The sequence below is a fragment of the Aequorivita sp. 609 genome, assembly GCF_014212065.1.
In the GTDB taxonomy this organism is placed as follows: Bacteria; Bacteroidota; Bacteroidia; order Flavobacteriales; family Flavobacteriaceae; genus Aequorivita; species Aequorivita sinensis.
This window is the reverse complement of the sequence record NZ_JACJVM010000034.1, coordinates 218,643-233,924: the sequence shown is the minus strand read 5'-3', so window position 1 is coordinate 233,924 and position 15,282 is coordinate 218,643. Positions and strand designations below refer to the sequence as shown.

Here is a 15,282-nt window from a genome sequence, read left to right as displayed (position 1 = left end):
CTTGTAAAATTCTTTAATTGTCTTCAAATGTACTATATAATAAAATATAATTACAATTGAAGGATTACTCTAACCAACTTTTGTAATAAGTGCCATCAGATAGTTTTAATCCATCTTCAGTAACCTTTAGAGGTTTAAAAGTATCTACCATAACGGCAAGTTCTTCCGTTTCAGTTTTTCCAATACTTCTTTCGGCTGCACCTGGGTGTGGGCCGTGAGGAATACCCGCAGGATGTAAGGTAATTTGACCTGCTTCAATATCGTTTCGGCTCATAAAATCTCCATCAACATAGTATAACACTTCATCGCTATCAATATTGCTGTGATTATATGGAGCAGGAACACTTAACGGGTGATAATCATAAAGTCTTGGAACAAAACTACACACCACAAATGCACTTGTTTCAAATGTTTGATGTACTGGTGGCGGTTGGTGAATACGCCCTGTTATAGGCTCAAAGTCGTGTATTGAAAAAGCATAAGGGAAATTATATCCATCATAACCAACAACATCAAATGGGTGGGTGGCATAAACCAATTCAAAAATTTCGTCTTGCTTCTTTACTTTAACCAAAAACTCACCTTTTTTATCGTAAGTTTCAAGTTCTTCGGGCTTTCTAATGTCACGTTCACAATATGGTGAATGCTCCAATAATTGACCGAACCAGTTTCTATATCGTTTTGGAGTGTAAATAGGGTGTTTAGACTCTACAATAAACAAACGATTATCTTCAGTATCAAATTCAATTTGATAAATTATACCACGAGGTACTAATAGATAATCTCCATACTTAAAATCAAGATTTCCTAAAAAAGTACGCAATTTACCTGAGCCTCTGTGAATAAAAATTAATTCATCAGAATCTGTGTTTTTATAGAAATAATCTTTCAGAGATTTTTTTGTAGCGGCAAGAACAATACTGCAGTCGCTATTGGTGAGTACAGTTTTTCTACTCTCTAAATAATCATTTTCTGGTTCAACATTAAACCCTTTTAATCGAAGTGACTCTATATTATTAGCTCTTGCAATTTTAGGTGAAACATTGTATTGTTTTTTTATCTCTTTTACTTGCGTTGGCCTGTGCTCGTGGTAGATATTACTATACATTCCATCGAAACCAATTGTGCCAAAAAGTTCTTCGTAGTAAAGACTTCCGTCTGGCTTTCTAAATTGGGTATGTCGTTTAGGCGGTATTTTGCCAAGTTTATGGTAGAAAGGCATATATGATGTTAAATATTAAATCAATAAATTTTGAGGTTAAAAATTTCAACGTAAACATTTTAATGTTTCAAATTGAAAAGCTTAACCTCACAAATATCGTAAAAATATACTAGTTACTGAACTAAGGAAACATTAAAACCTATAGCCCAATGCCACATACCATATCCCTTCATCGTGTTCCGGTGAGAAAGAATATTTTATTTCCATAGGTCCTAAAACTGTTTCTAAGCCGTAACCTAAAGAAAACCCTGAGTAGTCGATGCCATCAGCCCATTCTCCATTTTCTAAAAGATCATTACCTACGTTAGCAATGTTTGCTGAAACATTTATGTGGTTTTTTTTGAAAATTTCATAGTCAATAGAAAGGACGCTTTTAAGATATGTATTTCCTCGAAGTGAAATAGCACTATAGCCTAAAAACGGTATAATGTTGTTCATCTCTTTAAATCCGTATCCACCAAGTGCAAAGTCTAATGTCGTGGTTTCAGGGCCTCCTAATTTAAAACCACCTTCAGCGGTTATGTGAGCCGAAAATTTATCAGAAATTTTATGAGCGTAACCCATTTTTGCTTTTGCAAGTGAGAAAGGTCTAAAGTTTTTGTTTCGACCGTGAGCAAATAAATACCAGTGAAAATCTCCAGAAAAATAGGCTCCACTTTTCGGAAAGAAGCTGTTGTCGTAAGTATCGTACTTTAAAAGCCCAAAAGCACTATAGTAATTGGTACTTTCAAAAACAGTACGAGGAATATTGTTATTATCTGTACCAATGGTTTCCGATAGGTATCTAAGGTATTTATGCTCTGCGCCTATACTAAATACAAAAGATCTTTTAAAAAGTGTTTCGAAGTAAATTTGATTTGTAAAATCACTATAGTTAATGGAAAGTTTATTAATTGGAAGAGAGAGTTCATTATTTATATCTGGATCTATAAATGATATGGGTACTTCTGTGTCAAAAAAGTGATATTTTGAATTAATTCCTACACTCCAATAAAACCCTTTGTCGATATAATACTGAAAATTATACCGAAGATTATCTCCTGCAATTAAATCTAATGAAGCGATATCATTATTGGTTAAAAGTCTCTTTTTAGTGATGTTTACTAATGCTGCAGTGTGGAATAAATCGTCGTAATGTGCTGAAAAACGAAGTAACATTGACGATTTGCTCTCCCGTAATTGTAATAACAAAGTGTTTTCTTGGTTGTCGTCTTCTATGAACCTATAGTTAATATCTTGAAAATTACCTGTAGCTGATAGGTTGTTGATTCCTTCATTAAAAGCTTTGAAGGTTACTTTATCTGGAGTTCGGAGTTTTAATTTTCCTAATACATAGCTTCGAGTATAATTGTCAAGACCTTCAATTTTCACTTCTTTTATATAGATAGAGTCTCGGTTCACAATATTTACTTTCTCTTTTTCTGAAGGTTTTTGTTTCGAAGCTACCTCAAGTAGTTCTTCTCGAAATTTATTTGCTTCATCAATACCAGATTGTACTATTTTTTTTCCTTCGTCGAATGAAACAACCGAGAAATCTTGAATATTTGGATGTATATAAATATCGGTTTTTCCACGTTTTTCAATCATATCATTAATGGTGCGATAGTTATTTATTTGTACTAAAACATCAATAGCAGATTTAAGTCTAGTTCTGTCTTTTAGACTGTCCTGAACATCAATCCCAATTATTAAGTCCATCCCCTTAGCTTTAACTTCATTAATAGGATAATTATTAACCACACCCCCGTCAATAAGAACGCGATCGTTAATTATTACAGGGCTAAAAAGCGAAGGTAAGGCTCCACTTGCAGTAATAGCTCTAGGGAGGTAGCCGCGCTCTAGTATAACTTCTTTTCCCGTTTCAACATCGGTAGCAATACAGAAAAATGGAATTGGTAGTTTACTAAAATCGGAAGTGGTGCTAACGTGACTGGTTAATTTTGAAATTAAGTTATATACATTCTGACCTTTAGAAATTCCTGAAGGAAACCCAATTTTAAAATTATCGAAAGGTAGTATCAAGGAGTATTTTTCCGATTCTTGTTTCTCGTAAAATGTCTTCGCACTTCTCGGGATATTGTCGCGAATTAAAGTATTAAAGTCTGTTTTTTGAAAAATACTGTCAAGCTGGTTTGCCGAATATCCCGCTGCGTATAGAGCTCCAATAATTGCCCCCATACTTGTACCGCCAATATAATCTATACGAACCCCAGACTCTTCAATAACTTTAAGAGCTCCAATATGCGCAAGTCCTTTTGCACCTCCACCACTTAAAACAACGCCTACTTTTAAATCTTCCTTATCTTTTGTTTGTGACAATGAAAGCGTAGAAACTAGTATAAATAATATAAAAAGTGCTTTTTTCATTTATTAAATTTCGATTTTATTAATTAAATATATTAATCCGACTTAGTCTTTTGAAAATGGGTAACTATTTTCTTAGCTCTACTAGCCCCTACTACTTTTGAAAGCTCTTCGAAATTAGCTGAAGCAACACGTTTAGTGCTTTTGAAATGCTTCAATAATTCAACAATTGTTTTTTCTCCAATTCCCGGAATAGTTTCCAATTCTGTATTTAGCGCTTGCTTACTGCGTTTGCTTCGGTGGAAGGTGATTCCAAATCGGTGAGCTTCATTTCGTAATTGTTGTATAATTTTTAAGGTCTCACTTTTTTTATCTAAATATAAAGGAATAGGATCGTCTGGATAAAAAAGTTCTTCTAAACGCTTGGCGATTCCTATTATTGCTATTTTTCCACGTAAACCTAATCTGTCTAAGCTTTTTAACGATGATGAAAGTTGTCCTTTTCCTCCATCTATAATGATAAGTTGAGGTAAAGGTTGTTCTTCCTCCAACAATCTTTTATACCTGCGGTAAACAACTTCTTCCATTGAGGCGAAATCATCTGGTCCTACTACCGTTTTTATATTGAATTTTCGATAATCCTTTTTGCTTGGTTTTCCATTTTTAAAAACCACACAAGCAGCTACAGGATTGGTGCCTTGTATGTTACTATTGTCGAAACATTCAATATGGCGTGGTTCTACCGAAAGACGAAGGTCTTTTTTCATCTGCGCCATAATTCGCTTTTCGTGACGATCTGGGTCTACAATTTTAGCTTGTTTAAACTTCTCCATTCGAAAGTACTTTGCATTCCTTTCCGATAAGTCTAATATCGCTTTTTTGTCGCCTAATTTGGGTACGTGAACCTTTACCTCTTCTCCCAATTCCAATGCAAAAGGTACATAAATTTCTCTTGAAAGTGAATTGAATCGTTGGCGGAGTTCTATAATAGCTAGTTGAAGTAACTCCTCGTCGGTTTCATCCAACTTCTTCTTTATTTCTAGTGTATGCGACCGTATAATTGCTCCATGTGAAAGCTGTAAAAAATTAACGTAAGCATAGCCTTCATCAGAAATAATACTGAAAACATCAACATTGTTTATTTTAGGATTTACAACAGTAGATTTAGATTGATAGTTTTCTAAAATATCTATCTTCTCCTTTATGCGTTGAGCTTCTTCAAATCGTAATTCATCTGCATATTGCTTCATTAGCTTTTTGAACTTGTGCAAGGATTCTTTAAAATTTCCTTTTACAATATCTCTAATAGCTTCAATATTTTCGTGATATTCTTTTTCAGAATACAATCCTTCACAAGGCCCTAAGCAATTTCCGAGATGGTATTCTAGACAAACTTTGTATTTTCCGTCTTTAATTTTTTCTTCAGATAAATCGTAATTACAAGTACGTAGTGGATATAACCCTTTAATTAAATCTAGGAGGGTGTGTACGGTTTTCATATTTGTGTAAGGTCCGAAATACTCCGACCCATCTTTAATCATTCGTCTCGTTGGGAAAACTCTTGGGAAACGTTCGTTCTTTATACAAATCCACGGATAGCTTTTGTCGTCTTTCAGCAACACATTGTATCGTGGCTGATATTTCTTAATTAAGTTGTTTTCTAACAAAAGAGCATCCGTCTCTGTTTGAACAACAATATGTTTAATGTTGGCAATCTTTTTTACAAGAATTCGTGTTTTGCCGTTATCTTGTTGTTTGTTGAAATAAGAAGAAACTCTTTTTTTTAAATTTTTTGCCTTCCCAACGTAAAGTAACTTCCCGTCCCTATCGTAGTATTGATATACTCCAGGCGAATCGGGGAGTGTTGAAATTTGTAGTGTTAACGAAGCATTAGACATAACTCCAAAGATAATAGTTTGTAAATTTTAAATGATGCGTTTTCAGCTTCTAAATGTTAATAGTAATTTATTTTTTTGGACCATTAAATCTCGTTACCTTTTTGGTTAAATTGCACCGCTAACTGTTATCTATGAATATCGCCATTTTATCGCGTGGAGAGACGCTTTATTCTACTAAAAGTCTACTACATGCTGCTTCAGCCAGAAATCATAATGTAGAAGTTTTGGACCCTACTTATTGCAATCTCGAAATAGAAAACGGCAAGGCAGTGCTCTATTACGAAGGTGATCTTATTGAATACCTCGATGCAATTATTCCAAGAATTGGAGCTTCAAATACTTTTTATGGTACTAGTGTTGTCCGTCATTTTGAAGCCATGGGAGTTTTTACAGTGGTTTCTTCTTTGGGTATCACAAACAGCCGTGATAAATGGACGTGTTTTCAAGTATTAGCAAAACATCAAATTCCCATGCCGAGGACTATATTTGCGTCTTTCTATGATTTTGAAGAACAGTTAAAAACATTTAGGGGAAAACCAATCATCATAAAACTTTTAGAAGGCACTCACGGGGAAGGGGTTATTCTTACTGAAAGTCCACAAAATGCATTGGCAACTGTAGAAACTTTAAATGCCGCTGGAGTTAAGTTTTTATTGCAAGAATATATCGAAGAGGTAAAAGGCTCTGATGTACGTGCAATAGTGGTTGATGGAGTAGTGGTTGCTGCTATGAAACGAAAAAGTAAAGCCGGCGATTTCAGAAGTAATTTGCATCGCGGAGGTTCTTCAGAAATCATTGAGCTTTCTACAGCCGAAGAAAAACTAGCTATTAAAGCAGCAAAAGCAATGGGTCTTGGTTTTTGTGGGGTTGATATCTTACAATCCAAAAACGGACCGTTAGTTTTAGAAATAAATAGCACCCCAGGTTTAGAAGGTATTGAAAATACTTCTGGAAAAAATGTTTCTAAAAGTGTAATTGGTTATATTGAACGCAATATTAAATAGTTAATACCTTGAGGCGAATAGAAACTCGTCTCATATAATCAAAAAACATAAAACAATTAAAATATATCATCTGCTGTTGAGGTTTGGTTTCGATTTTAATATCAAATTCGTTTTCATACCTTGCATTTGTAAAAACCTAAAATACATTGAAAAGAAACATTGGTAGAATAGACAAAGCTGATTTTCCTTTACTCAATCTGTTTGATGTTGAAGTGAAAATTGACACAGGTGCATACACTTCATCCATTCATTGCAAAAATGTAAAGGTTGAAGATAATTACCTAAAATGCTTGTTTTTAGACGAAGAACATCCAAGCTATCACGAAAAGGAAATTATCTTTGACGAGTACGACGTAAAAGTTGTAAAAAGTAGTAACGGTCAATCTGAAGCCAGATATAGAATAAAAACGGAAATCCTTCTTTTCGGAAAAACTCAAGAAATTTATTTAACTCTAAGTGATCGTGAGGAAATGCGTTTTCCTGTGCTTTTAGGCAGAAGTTTTTTGAGCAATAAATATGTTGTAGACATCAACAAAACCAATCTTTCGTATAAATTAAAAACTAAAAAATGAAAATCAGAATACTATCCGCAAATGCAAACCTATATTCTACTAGGCGACTTGTGGAAGCCGCTAAAGCTAGAAATCACGAGGTTGAGGTTATCAATCATGCAAAGTGCGATATAGTTATTGAAAAGAAAAACCCTGTAATAATGTACAAGGGTCAAAAGCTGGATCATACCGATGCCATTATTCCTCGTATTGGTGCTTCAGTTACATTTTACGGAACTGCGGTGGTTCGTCAATTTGAAATGCAACGCGTTTTCACAACTACCGAGTCGCAAGCATTAGTGCGTTCGCGTGATAAATTAAGAAGTTTACAAATTTTATCTCGTGCAGGATTAGGACTTCCAAAAACCGTTTTTACAAACTATTCAAAAAACGTAAAGGAAATTGTTGATCAGGCAGGAGGTGCTCCCGTAATTATTAAGTTATTAGAGGGTACTCAAGGAATTGGCGTTATTCTAGTTGAAACTAGAAAAGCTGCTGAATCTGTAATTGAAGCCTTCAATAATTTACAAGCTCGTGTAATTGTGCAAGAATTTATTAAAGAAGCTGGAGGAGCCGATATTCGTGCATTTATTGTAGATGGTCAGATTGTCGGTGCGATGAAAAGACAAGGGAAAGAAGGTGAGTTTAGAAGTAATTTACACAGAGGTGGTTCGGCATCGGTTATAAAACTAACAGATGAAGAAGAAACTGCAGCTTTAAAAGCAGCAAAGGCTATGGGACTTGGTATTGCTGGAGTTGATATGCTTCAATCTGCACGCGGGCCACTTATTTTGGAAGTTAACTCCTCTCCTGGTTTAGAAGGAATTGAAACGGCTACTGGAAAAGATATTGCTAACTCAATTATAAAGTATATAGAGCGTAACGTGTAATTATGGCCAAAAAAGAAGAACGCGATATAGTTATTTTAAACGAACGCATTGCCCTAGGTGAAAGCCGTACAGTAGATTTTAGTATTGCAAAGCTTTACACATCTACGAAAGTAGAAATTCCAATAATCGTTGAACGATCGAAAATCCCAGGGCCAACGGTATTAATAACAGCAGCTCTTCACGGCGATGAAATTAACGGTGTAGAAATAGTAAGGCAGGTTATTGCTAAAAAGATAAACAAGCCAAAACGAGGTACAATAATTTGTATTCCAATTCTAAATGTTTTTGGATTCCTTAATGGCGATCGAAATTTTCCTGATGGACGTGACTTAAATCGTGTGTTTCCAGGAACTAAAACAGGTTCGTTAGCAAGTAGGGTAGCCTATCACTTTACTAAGAAGGTTTTGCCACACGCAGATTACTGTTTAGATTTTCATACAGGAGGGGCTAGTAGGTTTAATGCTCCACAAATACGCATAAAACCAGATGACGAAAAGTTATTAGAACTAGCCAAAGTTTTTAATGCGCCATTCACAGTTTATTCCAATACATTAGAGAAATCATATAGAAAAACTTGCCACAAAATGGGAATACCTTCATTGCTTTTTGAAGGTGGTAAAAGTTTGGATAGCAATAAAGATATAGCAAGAGAAGGTGTTGAAGGTATTATGAGGTTTTTAAAACATTTAGATATGTTAGGGCCTAGACATAGTGTTGCAGGTGCTGAATCTGAAACGGTAATTGTCGAAAAAAGTAAGTGGATTCGTGCCGTTAGAAGTGGCCTTTTACACGTAAAAATTGACTGTAATAAACACGTAAAAAAAGGAGAGTTTTTAGCTACCATTACAGATCCATATGGTAAAATGCGTTTCAAAGTTTTGTCTCCTAAGGAAGGGTATATTATAAATGTTAATCAATCGCCCATTGTAAATCAAGGGGATGCAATATTTCATATCTCTACAGCAATTACGCCAAGTACTTTAGAATCTGAAGAAGAAAATCTCGAAATAATTTAATAACAAGCAAATTTTTTATACTCAAATGGTTTCGTAATAAGCTATGATCCAGTCTTATGAATCATAAAATACTACTAAAATTAAGTTAATAAAGTGATTTTTATTGGCAGAATTTAATGATGCAGTTAGCTTTGAAGTTTTCGGAATTGACAATTGACATTGATTTCTCATTTAGACCTATCTTATTATTGAGTCAATTCTTCTAATCATTTTATCTTTAAATAACAATTATGTTAAAATCAGTAAAACTTAAAAGTGTATTTTTATTTGTAACAATGTTGGGGACTTTTGGTCTTTTTGCTCAAGATAACCAAGTTAGTGAGGCAGAGTTAACAAAATTTGCCAATGCTTACATCGAATTACAAGTTCAAAATCAAACGGCACAACAAAAGATGGTTCAAATTATTGAAGCAGAAGGAATAGATGTACAACGCTTTAGTGCAATTCAGCAAGCTAGTATGAATCCAGAGCTAAAGGTTGAAGCCACAGACGAAGAAATAAAAATGCATCAAAGTGCAATTGAAAAAATACAAAAATTGCAACCAGAATTAGAAAAGGAGGCAAGTCAGAGAATTATTGCTACTGGCTTAACGATGGAACGTTTTGAAGCACTTGCGGGATTAATTCAAAATGATAAAAGCTTGCAGCAACGTGTGGAAGCTATTTTAATGAAAAGTCAGGAATAATATAATATTCTATATTTATATAATAAGAGAGAGGTTTTAACCTCTCTTTTTTTATTCCCTAATTTCTATCTAAATATGAATAGAATAGAGAGACTCCAATCCTTATATTTGTGTAATGATGAATAATTACAGTAAATCTTAGAAATATGATTTCTAACTGAAGTTACTTTTATTATACAGCCTGAATTATGCTCGATAAACCCACATTGCGAAAAAAATACAAAGAATTACGACAAAGCCTTTCTGATGAAGCTATTGATGAAATGAGCTTGCAGATAGCAAACCAAGCCTTAAAACTGCCAATTTGGGATAAAACCAACTATCATATTTTTCTTACTATCACAGGGAAACAAGAGGTTAATACGGAGTACCTTTTGCATATATTACAAGGAAAGGATAAAAGCATTATCGTTCCCAAAGCTGAGTTTTCTTCAGGTGAAATGAAAAATATATTGTTACAGGAAAATACTGCTTTAAAAACTTCAGAATATGGGATTCCGGAACCTGTTTCAGGAATAGAAGTGCCGGCAGAATTAATAGATGTGGTATTTGTTCCTTTATTAGCTTACGATAAAAAAGGAAATAGGATAGGTTACGGAAAAGGTTTTTACGATAAGTTTTTGAATAAATGTAAGTCTACATCAGTATTTATTGGACTTTCATTTTTTGATGCTGAATCTGAAATTCCTTACGAAAACACAGATATTCCACTAGATTATTGTGTAACTCCTAAGGGTACTCAATCATTTATATAAATGTTACTTATAGTCGCTTGCGTAATGTAAGATGTATTATTATTCAGTAATCTGCTACTTTTTCGGAAACGCGGTTTTATTAAAAAGAAGTAATAAAATAACCCCAACGCTAATAGCAGAATCAGCAATATTGAATACAGGGTCGAAGAATGTAAAATACGTTCCTCCGAAAAAAGGAATCCACTCTGGTAGTGTTCCTCCGTATAATGGGAAATATAGCATATCCACTACTTTTCCGTGAAAAAGTGTTCCATATCCACCCTCTTCCGGGAATAAAGTTGCTACTTGTCCATAGCTGTCGTTAAAAATAATACCGTAAAATACCGAGTCTATTATATTACCTAATGCTCCAGCAAAAACCAAGGAGATGCATAAAATTAAAATATTAGGAGCGTTTTTTCTAACAGAGTCCCACAGCCAATACCCAATTCCGCCAATAGCTACAATCCTAAATAGCGTTAAAAAAAGTTTGCCGTATTCTCCAGGAATTTTAGCGCCCCAAGCCATACCTTCATTTTCTACAAAAAGTATTCGGAACCAATCGAAAACACGAATTTCTTCGCCTAACATAAAGTTAGTCTTGATGTAATATTTTGAAATTTGATCTATTAATAAGATCAAAATAATAATGAGAGAGGCTTTTTTAATACTCATAATTTTTTCGGCAATTGCTTTTCAGCTATACAGTTTTAGAGAACCATTGTTTCAAAATTTTTACTTTAAAAAACAGGGTTTTTCAATAGCATATCTTTTGAGAATGACGGCAAAAATAGTAATATTTATCTATACTTAGTACTGAAACACTTTGGTTATTTCTTTCAGTTTCAATAGGAAGTGATTTAAATGAACAATTGGCAATTATACTTTCTTCAATTGTTGATTTCTGAAACTGTATTCCATAAAAAAGCCCCGAATTTCTCGGGGCAATTGATGATTTTAAAATAAGTCAGCGGTCTAAATTACTTTTGTAAGTTTTTAGCCTCAATACTCAATGTAGCGTGTGGAACAAGTTTTAAACGCTCTTTGTTTATCAACTTACCTGTAACACGGCAAATTCCATAAGTTTTGTTTTCAATACGCACTAATGCATTTTTAAGGTCACGGATAAACTTTTCTTGGCGAATAGCCAACTGTGAAGAAGTTTCCTTGCTCATAACCTCACTTCCTTCATCAAAAGCTTTGAATGTAGGTGAAGTATCGTCTGTACCGTTATTGCTATCGTTTTTATAAGCACTTTGGATAAGTTCTAATTGTTCAGTTGCATTGGCAATTTTTTCATTTAAAAGTGCTCTAAACTCTTCTAGCTCAGCATCTGAATATCTGGTTTTTTCTGTGTCAGTCATAATCTAATGTTTTATAATACTAATAAGTGTTTCAATTTCATCAAATGCAATTTCCGTTCCGTCCTGTAAATTTGGTTGAAACTGCATAACCTCTGTTAGTGTTTCTTCTTTAATATACTGCATGTATTGTGTCACAGCAGTTTCTAATATTTCGTTGTTTTGAAGTGTAACTTTTATTTTGTCTGTAACTTCAAACCCGCTATCTTTTCTTAGATTTTGAATTCTGTTTACGAGCTCACGAGCTATACCTTCATTTTTTAAATCTGGTGTTATTGTAACGTCTAATGCTACTGTGATACCATTAGCATTTGCTACTAACCAGCCTTCTATATCTTGAGAGCTAATAATTACATCTTCAAGTGCCAATTTAGTATTTATTTCATTAATAAGTACAGTTATTTCCCCCTCTTTTTCAATTTCTGCAATCTGTTGTTGGTCAAATTTTGAAATTGCTGCTGCTACAGCTTTCATATCTTTCCCAAAACGTGGTCCTAGCACCTTAAAATTTGGTTTTATTTGTTTTACCAATATACCAGATCCTTCGTCAATAAGCTCTATCTCTTTTACATTTACTTCACTCTTTATTAAATCGGAAACAGCTAGTATTTCTTCTTTATCAGAATCATCCAATACAGGAATCATTATCTTCTGAAGTGGTTGACGTACCTTAATCTTCTCTCTTTGGCGCAACGATAATACCAATGATGATATTGTTTGCGCTTTTTGCATTTTGTGTTCTAGTTTCTTGTCAACGAACGCAGCATCGGCCTTTGGAAAATCGGTCAAATGTACTGAGGCTTTTTTATCTTTAGATGTCCCCTCTGTTAAGTCTTTGTAAAGCCTATCCATAAAAAACGGAGCTACAGGCGCACCTAATTTAGCAACGGTTTCAAGACAAGTGTAAAGCGTTTGGTAAGCCGAAAGTTTATCGATGTTACTAGTGCTTCCTCCATTTTGATTTGGTCGAGCTGTTTTCCAATATCTTCTTCTACTTAATCGCACAAACCAGTTGCTCAAGTTCTCTTGTACAAACTCTGAAATTGCACGTGTAGCCTTTGTAGGCTCATAATCTGAATAATATTCATCCACTTTTTGAATAAGTGTATGTAATTCAGAAAGTATCCAACGGTCAATTTCAGGTCTTTCCTCTAAGGCAACGTCTTCTTCAAGATACTTAAAATTATCGAGATTAGCATATAAACTAAAAAAACTGTACGTATTATATAGTGTTCCGAAGAATTTATTTCGTATTTCTGAAATGCCGTCTTGGTCAAACTTTAAATTATCCCAAGGGTTGGCATTGCTTATCATATACCAGCGTGTAGCGTCTGGACCGTAAGTATCTAAAGTCTCGAATGGGTCTACAGCATTTCCTAAACGCTTACTCATTTTCTGACCGTTTTTATCCAATACAAGTCCGTTTGAAACTACGTTTTTATATGCTACATCATCAAAAATCATTGTAGCAATTGCGTGAAGTGTGTAGAACCAACCACGAGTTTGGTCAACTCCTTCCGCAATAAAATCTGCTTGGCGCCAAGTTTTTTCAACTTTTTCTTTGTTTTCGAAAGGATAGTGCCACTGTGAGTAAGGCATACTTCCACTATCAAACCAAACATCAATTAAATCTGATTCGCGCTTCATTGGCTTTCCACTTGGAGATACAAGTGTAATTCCATCAACTATGTTTTTATGAAGGTCAACCTTATCATAGTTTTCTTTTGAGAAATCTCCAACTTTGAAATTTTCAAAAATGTCCTTCTCCATCAATCCTGCAGAAACCGCTTTTTGCATTTCGGCCTTCAGTTCTTCAATTGACCCAATTATGATTTCCTCTTTTCCGTCTTCGGTTCTCCAAATTGGCAAAGGAATTCCCCAATAGCGTGATCGTGAAAGGTTCCAATCGTTAGCATTTGCAAGCCAATTACCAAAACGGCCTTCACCTGTGGCTTTTGGTTTCCAATTTATTTCTTTGTTTAATTCGTGCATTCTATCGCGGAACTCGGTTACTTTAATAAACCAAGAATCCAATGGATAGTATAAAATAGGTTTGTCTGTTCTCCAGCAGTTAGGATAGCTGTGAAGGTATTTCTCTACTTTAAATGCCTTGTTTTCAATTTTTAATTTAATGGCGATTTCAACGTCAACAGACTTTTCTGGCACATCAGCATCGTCATAATATTCATTTTTTACATATTTACCAGCAAACTCTTTCATTTCTGGACGGAATTTTCCTTGAAGGTCAACTAGTGGTACAAGGTTTCCGTTTTCGTCTTGCACCAGCATTGGTGGTACTTCGGGAACTGCTTCTTTTGCAACTTTCGCATCATCCGCACCAAAAGTTGGAGCTGTATGTACTATCCCTGTCCCGTCTTCTGTGGTAACGAAATCTCCTGAAATTATTCTAAAAGCATTTTCGGGATTGTCGTGAGGTTGAGCATAATCTAATAACTGCTCATATTTAATACCCACTAATTCCGATCCTTTAAATTCCTTTACAACAAAATATGGAATGTTTTTATCTTCTTTATTGTATGCGTCTAACGCTTCTGCATTTGTTACTTTCTCGTATTTATTAGAGAATTGGTTAGCAACTAGATTTTTAGCCAAGATTACGTTTATAGGCTCAAACGTGTATTGGTTAAATGTTTTTACTAATACATAATCAATTTTTGGACCTACAGTTAGCGCTGTGTTACTTGGCAGTGTCCAAGGAGTTGTAGTCCAAGCTATAAACCAAATATCTTTTGACTCTTCCGATAGAAAGCTTGGTAGGGTTTCAGAGATTGCTTTAAACTGAGCAACAACGGTTGTATCTGTAACGTCTTGGTAAGTTCCAGGTTGGTTAAGCTCGTGTGAACTTAATCCTGTTCCCGCTTTCGGTGAATACGGCTGAATTGTATAGCCTTTATAAATTAAGTTTTTGTTGTAGATTTCCTTTAAAAGCCACCAAACAGTTTCCATGTATTTTGGTTCATAGGTAATGTATGGATCTTCCATATCTACCCAATAACCTGCGCGTTCGGTAAGGTTGTTCCAAACATCTGTATATCGCATCACGGCTTTTTTACAAGCAGCGTTGTATTCTTCAACAGAAATCTTTTTGCCGATATCTTCTTTGGTAATTCCTAATTCTTTTTCTACTCCCAACTCAATAGGTAAACCGTGAGTATCCCACCCAGCTTTTCTATCTACTTTATATCCTTTTTGGGTTTTATAACGACAGAAGATATCTTTTATAGCTCGCGCCATAACGTGGTGTATTCCTGGAAGACCATTGGCAGATGGTGGTCCTTCAAAAAATACAAATGGTTTTGCTCCTTCACGAATGGAAATACTCTGTTCAAAAATGTTTTCATCTTTCCAGAAATCGAGTACTTCTTCCGCCAGTTTAGGGAGGTCTAGCCCTTTGTATTCTTTAAATTTTGTGCTCATAAGTTGGGTGTTGTAATAGTTTTTATGCCCTTTTTGTAGACAGGGTGCAAAAATAAGCAATTTTACAGAATTGAGTAGCAGAGACTAAAGGCAAAATTTGAAGTAGAAGCGTTACTAATTCAATTAGTGTTTGTAAAGAGGTGTCTTTAAAAATTATTCAATAAAAAAAGTCGTCTAA

General features: G+C 34.6%; 12 protein-coding genes. 6 read left to right on the top strand and 6 right to left on the bottom strand.

Going from position 1 to position 15,282, the window contains the following annotated elements; genetic code table 11:
* Positions 1–64 precede the first annotated feature (64 nt).
* The 3 genes from H4O20_RS10505 to uvrC form a co-directional block, all read right to left on the bottom strand.
* Positions 65–1,222: a homogentisate 1,2-dioxygenase gene (locus H4O20_RS10505; RefSeq protein WP_185099228.1), complete on the bottom strand. Its 1,158-nt coding sequence runs from the start codon at positions 1,220–1,222 to the stop codon at positions 65–67.
* Positions 1,223–1,354: 132 nt separating this feature from the next.
* Positions 1,355–3,589 (bottom strand): patatin-like phospholipase family protein, encoded by a 2,235-nt coding sequence (locus H4O20_RS10500; protein ID WP_185099227.1) that lies wholly within the window; start codon positions 3,587–3,589, stop codon positions 1,355–1,357.
* Positions 3,590–3,621: 32 nt separating this feature from the next.
* The gene (gene uvrC, locus H4O20_RS10495; protein WP_185099226.1) at positions 3,622–5,424 is read right to left on the bottom strand and encodes an excinuclease ABC subunit UvrC; all 1,803 of its coding nucleotides are present in this window, start codon (positions 5,422–5,424) and stop codon (positions 3,622–3,624) included.
* Positions 5,425–5,555: 131 nt separating this feature from the next.
* Here uvrC and H4O20_RS10490 point away from each other — a divergent pair, with 131 nt between their 5' ends.
* The 6 genes from H4O20_RS10490 to H4O20_RS10465 all read left to right on the top strand — a co-directional run bounded on the left by H4O20_RS10490 (position 5,556) and on the right by H4O20_RS10465 (position 10,326).
* A complete protein-coding gene (locus H4O20_RS10490) occupies positions 5,556–6,428 on the top strand; it encodes a RimK family alpha-L-glutamate ligase (RefSeq protein WP_185099225.1) in 873 nt (290 codons plus the stop codon).
* Positions 6,429–6,574: 146 nt separating this feature from the next.
* Entirely contained in the window at positions 6,575–7,000 is a 426-nt protein-coding gene (locus H4O20_RS10485) for a RimK/LysX family protein (RefSeq protein WP_139854078.1), read from the top strand.
* Entirely contained in the window at positions 6,997–7,869 is an 873-nt protein-coding gene (gene rimK / locus H4O20_RS10480) for a 30S ribosomal protein S6--L-glutamate ligase (protein ID WP_139854077.1), read from the top strand. The genes H4O20_RS10485 and rimK overlap by 4 nt, the downstream gene beginning before the upstream one ends.
* 2 nt (positions 7,870–7,871) lie before the next feature.
* On the top strand, positions 7,872–8,885 hold the full coding sequence (locus H4O20_RS10475) for a succinylglutamate desuccinylase/aspartoacylase family protein (protein WP_185099224.1): 1,014 nt from the start codon (positions 7,872–7,874) through the stop codon (positions 8,883–8,885).
* A gap of 230 nt (positions 8,886–9,115) precedes the next feature.
* A complete protein-coding gene (locus tag H4O20_RS10470) occupies positions 9,116–9,571 on the top strand; it encodes a DUF4168 domain-containing protein (protein ID WP_139854075.1) in 456 nt (151 codons plus the stop codon).
* Positions 9,572–9,759: 188 nt separating this feature from the next.
* Complete coding sequence (locus tag H4O20_RS10465; protein ID WP_139854074.1) at positions 9,760–10,326, top strand: 5-formyltetrahydrofolate cyclo-ligase; 567 nt, start codon at positions 9,760–9,762, stop codon at positions 10,324–10,326.
* A 54-nt stretch (positions 10,327–10,380) separates the two neighbouring features.
* On the opposite strand, the gene H4O20_RS10460 is transcribed toward H4O20_RS10465, so the two are convergent.
* From H4O20_RS10460 to ileS, 3 genes are all read right to left on the bottom strand, one after another.
* Complete coding sequence (locus H4O20_RS10460; RefSeq protein ID WP_185099223.1) at positions 10,381–10,980, bottom strand: lipoprotein signal peptidase; 600 nt, start codon at positions 10,978–10,980, stop codon at positions 10,381–10,383.
* A gap of 305 nt (positions 10,981–11,285) precedes the next feature.
* Positions 11,286–11,669, bottom strand: coding sequence for a TraR/DksA C4-type zinc finger protein (locus H4O20_RS10455; protein ID WP_139854072.1), 384 nt, complete (start codon positions 11,667–11,669; stop codon positions 11,286–11,288).
* Between the two features lie 3 nt (positions 11,670–11,672).
* A complete protein-coding gene (gene ileS / locus H4O20_RS10450) occupies positions 11,673–15,104 on the bottom strand; it encodes an isoleucine--tRNA ligase (protein ID WP_185099222.1) in 3,432 nt (1,143 codons plus the stop codon).
* Positions 15,105–15,282 lie beyond the last annotated feature (178 nt).